The sequence below is a fragment of the Cupriavidus sp. SK-3 genome (assembly GCF_000611145.1).
Taxonomy (GTDB): domain Bacteria; phylum Pseudomonadota; class Gammaproteobacteria; order Burkholderiales; family Burkholderiaceae; genus Cupriavidus.
Genome location: NZ_JFJV02000206.1, coordinates 1 through 15,803, shown reverse-complemented (window position 1 = coordinate 15,803; position 15,803 = coordinate 1). Strand labels below are relative to the sequence as shown.

Below are 15,803 nucleotides of genomic sequence, written 5' to 3'. Positions count from 1 at the left end.
GGTTTTGACTTTGACGTTAAGCCCTTGACTCTACACGTCAAGCCCATGAAAAGTGCATGAAACTGGAGGCAGGAGACAGGAGACAGGAGACAGGAGACAGGAGGCAGGAGACAGGAAGTTTGGCGTCCGAAGAGCCGGGAGATTTCGGCGATACGCGGTATCGCCAGATCAACGATTCGGTGTAGCCATATATTCCGTGCCGCGTCTCCCTCAGCGCAGCAACAGCCTGATCATCGTTTCAAACCGCTTGCCATAGGGCGGCTTGAGCAGCCCGGCGCCATTGAGCCGGGACTGGCGGAAGATCGGCTTGAGCTTGGAGAAGGTCTCGAAACCCGCTTCGCCGTGGTACGCGCCCATGCCGCTGGGCCCCACGCCGCCGAAGGGCAGGTCTTCCTGGGCGATATGCAGCAGCGTTTCGTTGATGCTGACGCCGCCCGCCACGGTCTGCGCCATCACCCGGTCGATCGCGCCGCGGTCTTTCTCGAAGAGGTAGAGCGCCAGCGGGCGCGGCCGTGCATTGATGTAATCCATGGCCTCGTCCAGCGTGCGGTAGGCCACCAGCGGCAATACCGGGCCGAAGATCTCTTCCTGCATCACGGTGGCGTCGGCGGGCACGTCAAGCAACAGTACCGGCGCCAGCCGGCGCCGTGCCGGGTCCGATGGTGCCTGGGACAGCGGCACCACGCGCGCGCCCGCGCGTTCGGCGTCGTTGACCAGCCCGTCCAGCCGGGCAAAGTGGCGCGGGCTGATGATGGTGGTGTAGTCGGAGTTGCCAGCCAGGTCCGGGTAGAGGCGGGCGGCGCAGGCGCGTGCCGCCGCGACGAAGGGCTCGCGCATCGCTTCCGGCAGCAGCACATAGTCCGGCGCGATGCAGGTCTGGCCCGCATTAAGCAGCTTGCCCACCAGGATGCGCTCGACCGCGTGCTCCAGGTCGGCGCCCGGGCCGACGATGGCCGGCGACTTGCCGCCCAGCTCGAGCGTCACTGGCGTGAGGTTGGCCGCCGCCGCGCGCATGACATGGTGGCCGACCTGGGTCGAGCCAGTGAACAGCAGGTGGTCGAAGGGCTGGGCGGAGAAGGCACTCGCCACTTCCGCGTCGCCATTGATCACGGCGACCTCATCGGCGGCGAAGTGTTGCTGCGCCAGGCGCGCGAACAGCGCGGCGAAGCGCGGGGTGTACTCGGAGAGCTTGACCATGGCGCGGTTGCCCGCGGCCAGCGCGCCTGCCAGCGGGCCCACCGTCAGGTAGAGCGGATAGTTCCACGGCACCACGATGCCGATCACGCCCAGCGGCTGCGGCATCAGCCGCGACGTGGCGGGCTTGAACCACAACCCGGTGCGCGCCCGCCGCACCCGCATCCAGCGTTTGCCATGACGCAGCGCATCGTCGATCCCAGCCACGCTGGGAAAGACTTCGAGCAGCGCGGTTTCCTGGTGAGCGCGATTGCCAAAGTCGGCGCTGATGGCCTGCGAGATCTCGTCCCGGTGTTCGGCCACCAGCTTGCGCAGCCGCCGCAGACGGTCGGCACGCACGGCCCAGGCAGGCGACTGGTCCCGCCGCGAGGCGGCGCGCATGGCGTCGAATACGGATGACATCTCGGGCACTTCTCTCATCTCTCGTTCTCCCGGGGCCGCGCGCTGCCCGTGGCGCGCGCGGCGTTTCAATTCCCGCACCATATGTCATGCGGCCGCCACTGACAATGGAGGCCGGCCACTAGCCTCGTGCTTCAAACAGCCGTATTCATCGCCCTGCCTTTACCCTTTCCAGCGCCCCGGCAAAGCCCTACACTGATTTCGCGGCATGCTCTCGGCGTGCCCGCCAGACCGGGTTGCCCGGCATGCCCGGCCTGCCCCAGCGTCCGGCGCAACCCCGGCAGACTGACCTCCGACCACGCGGGGAGACGGATGGAAACCACCTTTGACTATCTTGTCGTTGGCGGCGGTTCGGCGGGGTGTGCCCTGGCCGGGCGCCTGGCCGACAGCGGCAGCGACAGCGTGGCGCTGCTCGAAACCGGAGGCCACGATCACCATGTGCTGGTGTCGACGCCAGCAGGCTGCGCGGCTTTGCTGCCGCGCGCCGGCAGCCGCAACTATGGCTACCACACCGTGCCGCAGCCGGGGCTGGACGGGCGCCGCGGCTACCAGCCGCGCGGGCGTGGCCTTGGCGGCAGTTCCTCGCTCAACGCCATGATCTACACGCGGGGCACGCCGTCCGACTACGATGGCTGGGCCATGGCCGGGTGCGATGGCTGGGCCTGGGACGACGTGCTGCCCTATTTCCGCCGCGCGGAATGCAACGAGCGCGTGGCCGGGCGCGACGACGATCCCTTGCACGGCGGCAGCGGTCCGCTCCATGTGTCGGACCTGCGCACGCCCAATCCGTTTGGCCAGCGTTTCATCGAGGCGGCCCAGCAGGCCGGCTACCGCCGCAACGACGATTTCAACGGCGTGGACCAGGAAGGCGCGGGCTGGTACCAGGTGACACAGCACGGCGGCGAGCGCTGGAACGCGGCGCGGGCCTACCTGCATCGCGGCGATGCCGCCGACCGCGCCAGCAATGGCGGCCGCGCCAACCTGCATGTGCTGACGGGCGCGCAAGTGCTGCGCATCGAGTTTGAAGGCCGCCACGCGGTGGGCGTCGTGGCGCGGCTGGATGGCCGTGAGACCGTGCTGCGGGCGCGCCGCGAGGTGATCGTGTCGGCAGGGGCGTTCGGTTCGCCGCAACTGCTGATGGTGTCGGGCGTGGGCCCGGCGGCGCATTTGCGCGAACTGGGCATTCCCGTGGTGCATGACCTGCCAGGCGTTGGCACCAACCTGCAGGACCATCTCGACGTCATCGTGCACAAGCGCGTGGCGGCATCGGAGCTGTTCGGCGTGTCGGTGGGCGGCGCCTTCCGCATGCTGGCGGAGATCCTGCGATACCGGCGCGAACGCACCGGCATGATGACTTCCAACTTTGCCGAGGCGGGCGCTTTCCTCAAGAGCGATCCCGGACTGGAAGAACCGGACCTGCAGCTACATTTCGTGGTCGGCATGGCCGACGACCATATGCGCCGCCTGCGCTTCGGCCACGGCTATTCCTGCCACGTCTGCGTGCTGCGCCCGAAAAGCCGGGGAGAGGTGCGGCTGGCCTCGCCCGATATCCGCGAGGCGCCGCTGATCGATCCGCGTTTCCTGTCCGACCCGAGTGATCTCGACGGCCTGGTGGCGGGCGTGCGCATCGTGCGCCGCATCCTTGCCCAGCCGCAACTGGCGGCGTTCGGCGGCAAGGAGTTGTATTCGGCGCACCTGCGCGCGGATGGCAGCGACGACAGCGCGATCCGCGAGATGATCCGCGAGCATGCCGACACCATCTACCATCCCGTCGGCACCTGCCGCATGGGGATGGATGAAAACGCGGTGGTCGACCCGCAACTGCGCGTGCGGGGCGTGGAAGGGCTGCGGGTGGTGGACGCGTCGATCATGCCGACGCTGATCGGCGGCAACACCAATGCGCCGGCCATCATGATCGGCGAGCGCGCGCACGACCTGATCCGGCACGGTCCCCGCGTGGTACTGCGCATGGCGGAGGTGTTGGCGGTGTGAGCCCCGGCCCGGCCCCGGGCCGGGCACGCGCAGGCTCTCGGGCCGGCATTGCGAAGATGCTGCGCCGTCAGGCCGCGTTCGCCAGCCGGAAGGTCGACACCGTATCGCGCAGCTTGCCGGCCTGGTCGTCCAGCGATTGCGCCGCGGCTGCGGCTTCTTCCACCAGCGCGGCGTTTTGCTGCGTGACCTCGTCCATCTGGCCGACCGCCTTGTTGACCTGTTCGATGCCGGCGCTCTGCTCGTCGGAGGCCGCGGCAATCTCGGCAATGATGTCGGACACGCGCTTTACCGCATTCTGGACTTCGCTCATGGTCTTGCCGGCGTCCTCGGCCTGTGCCGAGCCGGTGCGCACGGTGTCGACCGAGCTGTCGATCAGGCCCTTGATTTCCTTGGCGGCGCTGGACGAGCGCTGCGCCAGGCTGCGCACTTCACCCGCCACCACCGCGAAGCCACGGCCTTGTTCGCCGGCGCGCGCGGCTTCCACCGCGGCATTCAGCGCCAGGATATTGGTCTGGAAGGCGATGCCCTCGATCAGGCTGGTGATTTCCGCGATGCGGCTGGAACTGGTGCTGATCGCGCCCATGGTTTGCACCATCTGCTGAACTGCGGCGCTGCCGTGCTCGGCAACGCTGGCGGCATTGCCGGCCAGGCCGCTGGCCTGGCGCGCATTGTCTGCGTTCTGCCGCACGGTGGTGGTCAGCTCCTCCATGCTCGATGCGGTTTGCTCCAGCGAGGCCGCCTGCTGTTCGGTGCGCGCCGACAGGTCGGTATTGCCCGCGGCGATCTGGCGTGCCGCCACGCCCACGGATTCGGTCGAATGACGCACTTCATGCAGCGCCCCGGCCACGCGCTCGAGCAAGCGGTTGAAGGCGGCCGCGGTGCGGCCGATCTCATCCATGCGCCCGACCGGCGCGCGGCGCGCGAGGTCAAGGGAGTCGCTGACGTATTCCAGGGTCTGCTCGATCTCGGCCAGGCTGCCATGGATGCGCCGGTAAAGCGTCACCGCCAGGAAACCGGTGCCCAGCACGGCTACCGCAATCAGGACGGAGAACACCATCACTGCAGTGTGGTACTGCTCGCGATTGTTCAGGACGGCGTGCTCGCCCAGTTCCGCGTTGTAGGCGACGTGATCGTCGATCGTCTTGCGCAGTGCGGTCGACGCTTCATGCAGCTCGCCACTCACGAGCATGGCCTGCGCGGCCGCGTAATCGTTGGCTCGCGATTTCTCCAGCAAGGCGGCGCGGCTGTCGCGGTAGCGCTTGAGGGCGGCCCGGTCGGCCTCGAGCATCTTGCGATCGGTTTCGTCGGAGATATCCTCGCGTTCGTATCTGGCGGCGGTAGTGTCGAAATGCTGGTCCGCACTGGCGAGCGACTGTTCGGCTTCGGTCTTGCCCTTGAGGTCGTCGGTCATGGTGTGCCGGTAAAGCGCGATGCGCATGGCGTTGACGTCGTCCTTGAGGCTGACAAGGATGCGCACGCTGCCCAGCGTATTGTCGTTGAAGTACTCGAAGCGCTGTTCCGACTGGCTGAGTTGCCAGATTCCACCAAGGCCCACCCCGAGCAAGGCGAATAGGGCAAGAGATAAGGAAAGTAGCAGGCGTTGGCTGATGTTCATGTCGGGATGTCGGCGCCCGCCGCGGCAAGGCGCTCCGCTTGATATTTAAAGGTGACCATCGAGCACTTATGTATTGAATGTATGCCCTTTGTATCAACGGTTTACGGCATCACTGGCCTTGGCTGTAGCGAGGCGGGGAATTAATCCGGGGGGCATGTTGCGAGGCCAGGTGCGCACGGACGAATCGCGCCATGCGCCGGCATGGCGGCGTGCGGCCGTGTTAGCTGCCTGGGCGCCTCTGGACGTTCACGAGCGGCGATGCACCGGCTTCACGCCGGCCATGCGCGCGCCACCACGCCCGCCAGCGCGGCGTCGCCGCCCTCCAGCGTGCCGAACACGCGGCCATGCTGGCGTCCCAGCCGGCTGGCCACGAAGCGCTCGGCATCGTCGGTGTCGGCATGGGCGAGCATCAGCGCCGCTTGCGCGGTCAGCACCAGGCCCTGGGCAAAGCGCCGCGCGCCGGCTTCGAGGTGTTCCGGCGCGTCGCGCAGCATCGCCTGCAGCGAGGCGAGTTCGGCGCGCACCGCCGGATGGCCGCCGGCGCGCCGTCCCAGGTCCTGCAATAGCCGCCCCGCGTCCTCGGGATTGCGCTGGAGCGCGCGCAGCACGTCCAGGCACATGATGTTGCCGGAGCCCTCCCAGATCGAGTTGACCGGCGCCTCGCGGTACAGCCGGGCCATCGGGCCTTCCTCCACGTAGCCGTTGCCGCCCCATACCTCCATGGCTTCGCCCGTCACCTCTATGGCGCGCTTGCAGACCCAGAATTTGGCCGCCGGCGTGACGATGCGCTTCCAGGCCGCGGCCAGCGGATCGGCATCGGCCCGCTCGAAAGCATGTGCCAGTTCCATCATGAGCAGGGTGGCGGCCTGGCTTTCCAGCGCCAGGTCGGCCAGCACGTTGCGCATCAGCGGCTGCTCCGCCAGCAGGCGGCCGAACGCCATGCGGTGCCGCGCGTGGTGGATGGCCTGCACCAGCGCCGCGCGGATGATGGCGGCGCTGCCGATCACGCAATCCAGCCGGGTATAGGTGGCCATCTCGATGATGGTCGGGATGCCGCGGCCTTCCTCGCCGATCAGGATGCCGGTGGCCTCGCGGAATTCCACTTCGCTGCTGGCGTTGGAGCGGTTGCCCAGCTTGTCCTTGAGACGCTGGATCTGCACCGGGTTCTTGCTGCCGTCGTCGCGAAAGCGCGGCACGAAGAAGCACGACAGCGGCCCGTCCTCCGCGCCCATGCGCGCCACCACCAGGTGGGCATCGCACATCGGCGCGGAGAAAAACCACTTGTGCCCGGTGATCGCGTACTCCGCGCCGCGGCCCTCGCCGCGCACGGCGCGCGCGACGGTGGTGTTGCTGCGCACATCGGAGCCGCCCTGCTTTTCCGTCATGCCCATGCCGATCATCACGGCGTGCTTGTCGCGCCAGGGCAGGTCGCGCGGATCGTGCTCGGTGGCAAACAGTTTTGGCCCCAGTTCCGCGAACAGGGCAGCTTCCTTCTGCAGCACCGGGATGCTGGCGAAGGTCATGGTGGGCGGGCACAGGGATCCGGACTCGGCCTGCGCCTGCAGGAAATAGCCCGCGGCGCGCGCCACCCACGCGCCCTCCCGGGGCTGCGCGAACGGCAGCGCCTGCAACTGCTGGCTTCGCAGCAGGGCCAGCAACGCGTGCCATGCGGGCGGAAATTCCACTTCGTCGATGCGCTCGCCGGTGCGGCTATGCGTGCGCAGCTCGGGCGAGTGGCGGTTGGCCTCGGCCGCCCACTGCTGCACATCGGGTTTGCCCAGGCGCGCGCCGAAGACATCGAGCGCACTGGCGTGCCAGCCGCCGCCAAGCCGCTCCAGCGCGTCGCGCAACGCGGGGTCGCCGGTGAACAGGTTGTGGCCGGTGAGATCCGGGACCTGGTTGAACACGCGGTGGGTGGCAGCTTCGGTCATGAGGTCTCCTGTGCGGTCTTCTGCGAGCGTTGCGCATGGGCATGTCTGATTGCATGGTAAAGCAAGCGGCGCGCTATGTGCGTGGGCTTGCATCCCTGTCCCGGCACGCGCACGATAAGTCATGGTGCGCCGCAGCGTACGGTGTGCGCGCCACGACCCGGAGGCTGCGCGTTCGCCAGCGATACCACGAAGCACGACACTCCAGATTGAAACAGGGGTGGTCAAGCTCCGAGCCTTGTGCTTAAATTCACCCCGTTGGATGAAACAGGGGTGCCGTACGGATGGGCCGTGCGGCTGAGAGAGTCCCTTCGAACCCGATCCGGCTAGTACCGGCGTGGGAAGTTTCATGGTTACCGAACAGCTCCTGCCTTCTCCAAGGCACATGATCCCGGCCCCGGCGCCGCGGCCATGCTCACAGGGCTCCTGGTTTCGTCCATCCCCGCAAGAGAGAGGACGACACCCATGGCCCGCACAAATACCGCCCCCGCCGCATCTTTCGAGTCGCTTGAAACCGACCTCGACAAAAAGTTCGCCTATCCGGCATCCAGCAAGACCTACCTGACCGGCAGCCGCCCGGATATCCGCGTGCCGCTGCGCACGATCCTGCAGACGTCCACGCGCACGGACAAGGGCGAGATGTCCAATCCGCCGATTCCCGTGTACGACACCTCGGGCCCGTACAGCGATCCGGACATCCATATCGACCTGAAGGCCGGCCTGCCATCGGTGCGCGGCAAGTGGATCGAAGAGCGCGGCGACACCGAAGTGCTGTCCGGCCTGTCGTCGGAATACGGCCTGGCACGTGCCGCCGATCCGGCCACCGCGCACCTGCGCTTTGCCCAGCTGACCAACCCGCGCCGCGCCAAGGCCGGCGCCAACGTGTCGCAGATGCACTATGCGCGCCGCGGCATCATCACGCCCGAGATGGAATACGTGGCGCTGCGCGAGTCGCTGAACCTGCAAGCGCTGTATGACAAGCCCGAATACAAGGCGCTGCTGCGCCAGCACCCCGGCAATGCGCTGGGTGCCGCGCTGCCGCTGCGCCCGGAAGACATGACGCCGGAATTCGTGCGCCGCGAAATCGCCGCCGGCCGCGCCATCATTCCCGCCAACATCAACCACACCGAACTGGAGCCGATGGCGATCGGGCGCAATTTCCGCGTCAAGATCAACGGCAACCTGGGCAACTCCGCCGTGACGTCGTCGCTGGCCGAGGAAGTGGAAAAGATGGTGTGGTCGATCCGCTGGGGCGCCGACACCATCATGGATCTGTCGACCGGCAAGCACATCCATGAAACCCGCGAGTGGATCCTGCGCAATTCGCCGGTGCCCATCGGCACGGTGCCCATCTACCAGGCGCTGGACAAGACCGGCGGCATCGCCGAGGACCTGACCTGGGAAATGTTCCGCGACACGCTGATCGAGCAGGCCGAGCAGGGTGTGGACTACTTCACCATCCACGCCGGCGTGCTGCTGCGCTATGTGCCGATGACCGCGGACCGCGTCACCGGCATCGTCTCGCGCGGTGGTTCGATCATGGCCAAGTGGTGCCTGGCGCATCACAAGGAAAACTTCCTGTACACGCACTTCGACGAGATCTGCGAAATCATGAAGGCGTACGACGTGTCGTTCAGCCTCGGTGATGGCCTGCGTCCCGGCTGTATCGCCGACTCCAACGACGACGCCCAGTTCGGCGAACTGCGCACGCTCGGCGAGCTGACCGACAAGGCCTGGAAGCACGACGTACAGGTCATGATCGAAGGCCCGGGCCACGTGCCGCTGCAGCGCATCCAGGCCAACATGGATGAAGAGCTGAAGCACTGCTACGAAGCGCCGTTCTACACGCTCGGACCGCTGGTGACGGACATCGCCCCCGGCTACGATCACATCACCAGCGGCATCGGCGCGGCCAATATCGGCTGGATGGGCACGGCCATGCTGTGCTACGTCACGCCGAAGGAGCACTTGGGCCTGCCGGACAAGGAAGACGTGCGCGAAGGCATCATCACCTACAAGATCGCCGCCCACGCGGCCGACCTTGCCAAGGGCTGGCCGGGCGCGCAGCTGCGCGACAACGCACTGTCCAAGGCGCGCTTCGAGTTCCGCTGGGAAGACCAGTTCAACCTCGGCCTGGACCCGGAACGCGCGCGTTCGTACCACGACGCCACGCTGCCGGCCGAAGGCGCCAAGATCGCGCATTTCTGCTCGATGTGCGGTCCCAAGTTCTGCTCGATGAAGATCACGCAGGAGGTGCGCGACTACGCCGCTTCGCTCAAGCCGGAAGCCGAGAAGGGCATGCAGGAAAAGTCGATCGAGTTCGTCAAGAGCGGCAGCAAGATCTACTCGTAAGGCAATGCAATGGGCGCGGCGCTCGCCAACGTGGGCGCCGCACGCGAAGTTCTGTGCCCTTCCAGATGGACAGGGCACGCCATGACTTAAAGGAGGCCGGCGCGCCGCCGCGCAGTCGCGGCGAGCACCGGCACAACCATCCCCATGACAACGCAGTCGTTTGATGTGGCCGTGCTCGGCGCCGGTCTGGCCGGGCGCCTTTCCGCCTGGCAACTGGTACGTGCCGGCCTGCGCGTGGCGCTGGTCGAACGAGCCGGCCCCGATGGCGCCGGCTCGGCCGCGCATGTGGCGGCAGCGATGCTGGCGCCCCTGGCGGAATCCGCCATCGCCGAGCGCCGCATCGTCGAGCTGGGCACCGCCAGTGTCGACCTGTGGCGCGCCTGGGTGGCCGAATTGCCGGAGCCGGTGTTCTTCCAGGAGGACGGCACGCTGGTGGTCTGGCATACCCGCGACCGCAGCGAAATGTCGCTGTTCACCAGCCGCGTGCGCGCGGTGGCGCCGCCCGAACTGGTAGCGCAGCGCATGCGCGCGCTCGACGGCAACGGCGTGGCCGCTCTCGAGCCTGCGCTGGCGGGCCGCTTTTCCCAGGGCCTGCTGCTGGCCGGTGAAGGCCAGCTCGACAATCGCGGCACGTTGCGCGCGTTGCTGGCCTGCGCGGTTGCCAGCGGCCTGCATTGCGTGTGGGAAGCCGGCGAAGTCGAGGCCGGCGACCTGCCGGCGCTTGGCATCTGCGCACGCGTGGTGCTGGATTGCCGCGGCCTTGGCGCGCGCGCGGCGTGGCCAGGGCAGCCGGCCGCGCATGGCAGCATGCCGGGTTTGCGCGGGCTGCGCGGCGAAGTGGTGCGCGTGCATGCGCCCGAAGTCAAGCTGCATCGCCCGGTGCGCCTGCTGCATCCGCGCTATCCGATCTATATCGCGCCCAAGCCCAACGATCTCTACGTGATTGGCGCCACCGAACTCGAAAGCGAGGACGATTCGCCGATGAGCGTGCGCTCCGCGCTGGAACTGCTGTCGGCGGCGTATTCGCTGCATCCGGCGTTCGGCGAGGCGCGCGTGCTGGAACTCAATGTGCAGCGCCGCCCGACGCGCCCGGACCACTTGCCGGCCATCCGCGTCGACCAGCATGCCCGCATCGTGCGCCTCAACGGCCTGTACCGGCACGGTTTCCTGATCGCGCCGGCAGTCACCGAGGCGGCCTGCCAGGTAGTGCGGGCCCTGCTCGATGACGACCCCGCGGCCCATGCCGTGCCGGCAGCGCTGCGCTGGCCCGGCATGATCGCGGCCGCGCTTGACACCGTTGCCGGCTCGCCGGTGCTGCACTGAACGGAACGGAACGGAATAGAACAGAACGCCCATGGATATCGTGCTCAACGGCCGTCCGCTGGCTCTTGCCGACAACGCCACCCTGGCCGACGCGGTGGCTGGCGCCGGCATCGCGCCGCCCTTTGCCGCCGCGCTCAACGGCCAGTTCGTGCCGCGCGCCGCGCATGCGGCCACAGCGCTCGCCGCCGGCGACCGCATCGACCTTGTGCAACCCGTGACGGGAGGCTGACCCAACATGACCCTCAATACCGCTGAATCGCGCCGCGACCTGCTCGGCGATCCCTTCGTGCTCTATGGCGAGTCGTTCGCCTCGCGCCTGTTGCTGGGCACCGCGCGCTATCCGTCTCCCGCCACCTTGCAGGCCGCGGTGGAAGTGGCAAAGCCTGCCATGCTGACGGTGGCGCTGCGCCGCCAGGGCGCGGTCGGAGAAGGCGAGGGCGGCCAGGCCTTCTGGCAGATGCTCAGGTCGCTGGACGTGCCGGTGCTGCCCAATACCGCTGGCTGCATGGCGCCGCAGGAAGCCATTACCACCGCCATGATGGCGCGCGAGGTGTTCGAGACCGACTGGATCAAGCTCGAGCTGGTTGGCGACGACTACACGCTGCAGCCCGATACGCTCAACCTGCCTGCCGTGGCCGAGACGCTGATCAAGGAAGGCTTCAAGGTACTGCCGTATTGCACGGAAGACCTCGTGCTGTGCCGCCGGCTGCTTGATGTCGGCTGCCAGGCGCTGATGCCCTGGGCCGCGCCGATCGGCACCGGCAAGGGCGCCGTCAACCCGCACGCCATGCGCCTGCTGCGCGAACGGCTGCCGGATACGCCGCTGATCGTCGATGCCGGCCTTGGCCTGCCTTCGCATGCAGCCCAGGTACTGGAGTGGGGCTACGACGGCGTGCTGCTGAACACCGCCGTGGCGCAAGCCGCCTACCCGGTGAACATGGCCCGCGCTTTCGCGCTGGCCGTCGACGCCGGCCGCACCGCCTACCTGGCCGGCCCTATGCCCGAGCGCGACATTGCACAGGCGAGCACGCCGGTGGTGGGCATGCCGTTCTGGCACGCCGAAGGCGCGGAGGACCGCGCATGACTAGCCACAGTATCCAGGCCGGTGTCGACGCCGCGCTGCACGACGCACTGCTGGCGCGCTACGGCGCCACTTTCGGCCGCAACGAGAAAGCGTGGCGCGTATGGACGCAGGCCGCCGTGCCCGCCGCGCTTGGCGATGTCGACGTGGTGCTGTTCGACGGCGAAGCCGACGCCGGCACGCTGGCGCGCATCGGCGCCGCCGGCGCCATCGCCATCGAAAGCGACCGCGAGGGCGGGCAATGGAGCGATACCGTGCGCTCGCCGATGGGCACCTGGGTGTTCAACGCCCATGCCGACGGCGACACCGCGCACTCGCCGGCCTTCGTAGCCGTGCTGCTGGCTTGCCTGGCACTGCATTTTCCCGCGCATGACGCACTCTGCCTGGCGCGCGCATGGCAGCCCGGCTCGCAGGAATGGCCGGTGGAATTCGCGCGATTCCCACGCGTGCGCCATGCCGCGCTGGTAGCGCCGGAGTCGCGCGTCGAGCCATTCGCGCCGTGCCCGCCGCTGGGCTTGTACGCGGTGGTGCCGAGTGCCGAGTGGATCGAGCGCCTGGTGCCGCTGGCGGTGCCCACGGTGCAGTTGCGCTTCAAGTCGGACGATGCGCAGGCCGTGCGCAGTGAAATCGAGCGCGCCGCGAACGCCGCGCGTGGCAGCGCGTCGCGCCTGTTTATCAACGACCACTGGCGTGCGGCTATCGACTATCACGCCAGCCACGGCAACGACAGCGCGGCCAGCGGCATCTACGGCATCCACCTCGGCCAGGAAGATCTCGACGAAGCAGACCTCGATGTGCTGCGCGCCTCCGGGCTGCGGCTTGGTGTGTCCACGCACGGCTATGCGGAGATGCTGCGCGTGGCAATGATCGGCCCGAGCTACCTGGCGCTGGGCGCGATCTTCCCGACTACCACCAAGGTGATGCCGACCGCGCCGCAGGGGCTGGGGCGCTTCCATGCATACGTCAGGCTGATGCAGCCCGTGGTGCCTTCGCTGGTGGGCATCGGTGGCGTCGACGCGGCACGGTTGCCGCAGGTGCTGGCCGCGGGCGTGGGCAGCGCGGCGGTGGTCCGCGCGATTACCGAGGCGGCGGATGTGCCGGCCGCGGTGAGCAACCTGCTGGGAATGTTCCCGCAGGCATGAATGCCTGCGGCCCATAGGGTGGCCAGGCGGGAACCCGGGCCTGCCACCACCGCCATAACACCCATGCCACCTGCAGACATCCGCCTTGCCACGCCGGCGGACATATCCGTTCTCCCCGCCATCGAACGCGCCGCCGCCGCGCTATTCCCCGCGGTTGACCTGCCACCGGCGCTGCGCGAGCAAGTCACCCCGATCGAAGACTTCCGGCGCGCGCAGCGCGAATGCCGCCTGTGGGTCGCCATCGCCCCCGACGGCATCCTCGCCGGCTTCGCGCTAGCCAGCCTGCATGGACATCACGCCTACCTCGACGAGATGGACGTGCATCCCATCCATGCCCGCCGCGGCTTCGGCCGCGCACTGGTGAACGCCGTAGCCGTTTCTTTCCGTCAGCGGGGCGTGCAATCGCTAGGCCTCACCACCTTCAGCCACCTCCCCTGGAACGCGCCGTTCTATGCGCGCCTCGGCTTTCGCCGGCTCGACGCCGCCGGCCTTTGCCCCCGGCTGGCCGCCGCGCTGACGCACGAGGCCAGGCTTGGCCTGCGGCAGCGCATTGCCATGCGTCTGGTGCTGCAGGCGCCGCATTGCGTTACGATAGCGCCGTGTCATCCACCCCGGCGAACACCGTGATCTCGTCCCAGTTCATCAGCCGCGTCAGCCTGCGGCGCGACATCGTCGACAGCTTCGAGCGCTATCCCTTCTGCCTGCCGGCGGTGCGCGCGCTGGACGCGATGGAGATGCATCCCAAGGTCACTTTCCTGGTCGGCGAGAACGGCTCGGGCAAATCCACGCTGATGGAGGCCATCGCCGTGGCGATGGGCTACAACGCCGAGGGCGGCACGCGCAATTTCAGCTTCGGTACGCGCAGGTCGCATTCGGTGCTGCACGAGTACCTGCGCATTGCGCGCGGCTTCAAGCGCCCGCGAGACGGCTTCTTCCTGCGTGCCGAGAGCTTCTTCAATGTGGCAACGGAAATCGAGCGCCTGGATGAAGAGCCAGGCTTCGGCCCGCCCGTCATCAATGCCTACGGCGGACGCTCGCTGCACGAGCAATCGCACGGCGAATCGTTTCTAGCGCTGATGATGCATCGCTTCGGCGGCAACGGGCTCTACCTGCTCGACGAACCCGAGGCCGCGCTGTCGCCGCAGCGGCAACTGGCGGTGCTGTCGCGCATCCACGATCTTGTGGAGGACGGCTCGCAGTTCATCATCGCCACGCATTCGCCGATCCTGATGGCCTATCCCAATGCGTGGATCTACACCTGCTCGCCGGACGGCGTGGCGCGGATCGACTATCAGGACACCGAGCACTTTCGCGTGACGCGCGATTTCCTGGCCAGTCCCGAGCGGATGCTGCGCGTGCTGCTTGATGGTGAGCCGGGCGAAGCGAAAGAGCCGGCCTGAATGCTGCGCTGTCCCACTTTGGTCGCTTCCTTGTTGATGCTGCTTGTCACCTTCAGCGCAGGGGATGCGCGCTGGATGGACGACGTTGGTTTTCTTGACCGCGCGTTGCAGGGCGGTGCCCTTGTCTGGATATTCCTGTTTTGCCTGCTGGCCTACATTCCGCTGCTGGTGCTGGTTGCCAGCTACGCGCTGCGCGATCTGATGGCGCTCTATCTCTATAGAAACCGGCGTGCAGCCGTCAGCCTGCTCTTGTTTGTCGTGATTCCGTCCATTGCGCTTTACCGCTTCAATGCGTGGTTCGTCCGGGAGATCCTGTAGGGCACAAGAGCGGCACAAGAGGGGCACAAGAGCGTGCGGTGAACGGCCAGGTCCGCACCATGCGCATCGCGTTGGCGTTACGATTGCGGCCGGCGATGCCGTGGCCGAAGGCCAGGCCGTGGTGGAATTCGCAGAACTCGAACAAGGAAACCCTGTTTTGGAAAGTCCCGCTCAGATTGTCCCGGTTGCGCCGGGCACGCCCGAGAAGCCCTATTTCGGCATCGACGTGCCGCTGATGCGCCATCTCGGCCTGCAACCCGTGCAGATGGAAGCGGGCCTGTGCCGCACGCGCCTGCCGGTCAGCCCGTTCCTGGTCAACAGCCGGGGCGACGTACATGGCGGCACCTTGATGGCGACGCTGGATTTCACGCTCAGCGGCGCGGCGCGCTCGCATGCGCCGCTCGATACCGGCGTGATCACCATCGATATGTCCACGCACTTCCTGGCCGCCGCGCGCGGTGAACTGCACCTGGAAGCGCGCTGCATGCGGCGCGGCGCGCGCATCGCTTTTTGCGAAGGCGAAGTGAAGAATGCCGCCGGCGAGGTGGTGTGCGTGGCGCGCGCGGCGTTCAAGCTGGTGCCGCTGAGCAGCGGCGGCGACTGACGCTTCAGGCGTTGCCGCTGGCCGGACGGTAGACCTGGGCGAAGCGCGCCTGCTGGACGATGCCGTAGTCGTTCGGGGCGTACTGCATCAGCCAGTCGCCGGCCGCGCCATGCAGTACGTCGCCGCCGGTGGAGCGGGCAATGCTGAAGGCTTCGTTCATGCGTTTGGCGAGCACGACGCCCGGGATGTTCCGGTAGGCGCCGTCCTGGCCGTGCGTGCCGGCTTGCAGCGGTTCGTACTTCGGGTCGAAACGCGCGCGCGATACGACCCAGCGGTCGCCGGTCGAGCCGGTGATGATGGCGTCGCCGGGCTGGTAGCGGTTGGGGCCTTCGAGGCTGATGAGTTCGCCGGGTTCCTTGGCGAAGGCTACCTGGACGACTTCGTGTTTTTGGTAGGGGGCGGCGGCGGGGTCGGTGCGCAGGTCGATGTGGGTTAGGGGGGGCATGGTGGGGTAG

Annotated in this window: 14 protein-coding genes and 1 riboswitch; of the genes, 10 read left to right on the top strand and 4 right to left on the bottom strand. The window is 67.6% G+C overall.

Going from position 1 to position 15,803, the window contains the following annotated elements; genetic code table 11:
- Positions 1 to 210: 210 nt before the first annotated feature.
- Complete coding sequence (locus CF70_RS20000; protein ID WP_035868421.1) at positions 211 to 1,614, bottom strand: coniferyl aldehyde dehydrogenase; 1,404 nt, start codon at positions 1,612 to 1,614, stop codon at positions 211 to 213.
- Positions 1,615 to 1,905: 291 nt separating this feature from the next.
- Between CF70_RS20000 and CF70_RS19995 the strand changes: the two genes are divergently transcribed.
- Entirely contained in the window at positions 1,906 to 3,585 is a 1,680-nt protein-coding gene (locus CF70_RS19995; protein WP_035868419.1) for a GMC family oxidoreductase, read from the top strand.
- 67 nt (positions 3,586 to 3,652) lie between these two features.
- Here the strand turns inward: CF70_RS19995 and CF70_RS19990 are convergent, their stop codons facing one another.
- The gene (locus CF70_RS19990) at positions 3,653 to 5,200 is read right to left on the bottom strand and encodes a methyl-accepting chemotaxis protein (protein ID WP_035868416.1); all 1,548 of its coding nucleotides are present in this window, start codon (positions 5,198 to 5,200) and stop codon (positions 3,653 to 3,655) included.
- Between the two features lie 269 nt (positions 5,201 to 5,469).
- The gene (locus CF70_RS19985) at positions 5,470 to 7,131 is read right to left on the bottom strand and encodes an acyl-CoA dehydrogenase family protein (protein ID WP_035868413.1); all 1,662 of its coding nucleotides are present in this window, start codon (positions 7,129 to 7,131) and stop codon (positions 5,470 to 5,472) included.
- Positions 7,132 to 7,387: 256 nt separating this feature from the next.
- Positions 7,388 to 7,489, top strand: a riboswitch (TPP riboswitch).
- Positions 7,490 to 7,593: 104 nt separating this feature from the next.
- Here CF70_RS19985 and thiC point away from each other — a divergent pair.
- The 9 genes from thiC to CF70_RS19940 all read left to right on the top strand — a co-directional run bounded on the left by thiC (position 7,594) and on the right by CF70_RS19940 (position 15,348).
- Entirely contained in the window at positions 7,594 to 9,480 is a 1,887-nt protein-coding gene (gene thiC, locus CF70_RS19980; protein WP_035868410.1) for a phosphomethylpyrimidine synthase ThiC, read from the top strand.
- Positions 9,481 to 9,624: 144 nt separating this feature from the next.
- A complete protein-coding gene (locus tag CF70_RS19975) occupies positions 9,625 to 10,803 on the top strand; it encodes an FAD-dependent oxidoreductase (protein ID WP_035868407.1) in 1,179 nt (392 codons plus the stop codon).
- Positions 10,804 to 10,834: 31 nt separating this feature from the next.
- Positions 10,835 to 11,032 (top strand): sulfur carrier protein ThiS, encoded by a 198-nt coding sequence (gene thiS, locus CF70_RS19970; protein ID WP_035868404.1) that lies wholly within the window; start codon positions 10,835 to 10,837, stop codon positions 11,030 to 11,032.
- Between the two features lie 6 nt (positions 11,033 to 11,038).
- Positions 11,039 to 11,887: a thiazole synthase gene (locus CF70_RS19965; RefSeq protein WP_035868400.1), complete on the top strand. Its 849-nt coding sequence runs from the start codon at positions 11,039 to 11,041 to the stop codon at positions 11,885 to 11,887.
- Positions 11,884 to 13,026 carry a thiamine phosphate synthase gene (locus CF70_RS19960; RefSeq protein ID WP_035868396.1) on the top strand — a complete coding sequence of 381 codons (1,143 nt, stop codon included), beginning with the start codon at positions 11,884 to 11,886 and terminating at the stop codon, positions 13,024 to 13,026. The genes CF70_RS19965 and CF70_RS19960 overlap by 4 nt, the downstream gene beginning before the upstream one ends.
- A 63-nt stretch (positions 13,027 to 13,089) precedes the next feature.
- Positions 13,090 to 13,653 carry a GNAT family N-acetyltransferase gene (locus tag CF70_RS19955; protein WP_035868393.1) on the top strand — a complete coding sequence of 188 codons (564 nt, stop codon included), beginning with the start codon at positions 13,090 to 13,092 and terminating at the stop codon, positions 13,651 to 13,653.
- Positions 13,650 to 14,426, top strand: coding sequence for an AAA family ATPase (locus CF70_RS19950; RefSeq protein WP_035868390.1), 777 nt, complete (start codon positions 13,650 to 13,652; stop codon positions 14,424 to 14,426). Before CF70_RS19955 ends, CF70_RS19950 begins: the two co-directional genes overlap by 4 nt.
- Positions 14,427 to 14,744, top strand: a complete 318-nt coding sequence (locus CF70_RS19945; protein ID WP_035868387.1) for a hypothetical protein — start codon at positions 14,427 to 14,429, stop codon at positions 14,742 to 14,744. It abuts the gene before it with no gap.
- Between the two features lie 157 nt (positions 14,745 to 14,901).
- On the top strand, positions 14,902 to 15,348 hold the full coding sequence (locus CF70_RS19940) for a PaaI family thioesterase (RefSeq protein ID WP_045236253.1): 447 nt from the start codon (positions 14,902 to 14,904) through the stop codon (positions 15,346 to 15,348).
- A 4-nt stretch (positions 15,349 to 15,352) separates the two neighbouring features.
- Here the strand turns inward: CF70_RS19940 and CF70_RS19935 are convergent, their stop codons facing one another.
- Positions 15,353 to 15,793, bottom strand: coding sequence for a PGDYG domain-containing protein (locus tag CF70_RS19935; RefSeq protein WP_035868425.1), 441 nt, complete (start codon positions 15,791 to 15,793; stop codon positions 15,353 to 15,355).
- Positions 15,794 to 15,803 lie beyond the last annotated feature (10 nt).

Excerpts from the sequence above, each read along its gene's own strand:
- CF70_RS20000 (WP_035868421.1), bottom strand. The coding sequence starts at position 1,614 with ATGAGAGAAGTGCCCGAGATGTCATCCGTATTCGACGCCATGCGCGCC.
- CF70_RS19995 (WP_035868419.1), top strand. The coding sequence starts at position 1,906 with ATGGAAACCACCTTTGACTATCTTGTCGTTGGCGGCGGTTCGGCGGGG.
- CF70_RS19990 (WP_035868416.1), bottom strand. The coding sequence starts at position 5,200 with ATGAACATCAGCCAACGCCTGCTACTTTCCTTATCTCTTGCCCTATTC.
- CF70_RS19985 (WP_035868413.1), bottom strand. The coding sequence starts at position 7,131 with ATGACCGAAGCTGCCACCCACCGCGTGTTCAACCAGGTCCCGGATCTC.
- thiC (WP_035868410.1), top strand. The coding sequence starts at position 7,594 with ATGGCCCGCACAAATACCGCCCCCGCCGCATCTTTCGAGTCGCTTGAA.
- CF70_RS19975 (WP_035868407.1), top strand. The coding sequence starts at position 9,625 with ATGACAACGCAGTCGTTTGATGTGGCCGTGCTCGGCGCCGGTCTGGCC.
- thiS (WP_035868404.1), top strand. The coding sequence starts at position 10,835 with ATGGATATCGTGCTCAACGGCCGTCCGCTGGCTCTTGCCGACAACGCC.
- CF70_RS19965 (WP_035868400.1), top strand. The coding sequence starts at position 11,039 with ATGACCCTCAATACCGCTGAATCGCGCCGCGACCTGCTCGGCGATCCC.
- CF70_RS19960 (WP_035868396.1), top strand. The coding sequence starts at position 11,884 with ATGACTAGCCACAGTATCCAGGCCGGTGTCGACGCCGCGCTGCACGAC.
- CF70_RS19955 (WP_035868393.1), top strand. The coding sequence starts at position 13,090 with ATGCCACCTGCAGACATCCGCCTTGCCACGCCGGCGGACATATCCGTT.
- CF70_RS19945 (WP_035868387.1), top strand. The coding sequence starts at position 14,427 with ATGCTGCGCTGTCCCACTTTGGTCGCTTCCTTGTTGATGCTGCTTGTC.
- CF70_RS19935 (WP_035868425.1), bottom strand. The coding sequence starts at position 15,793 with ATGCCCCCCCTAACCCACATCGACCTGCGCACCGACCCCGCCGCCGCC.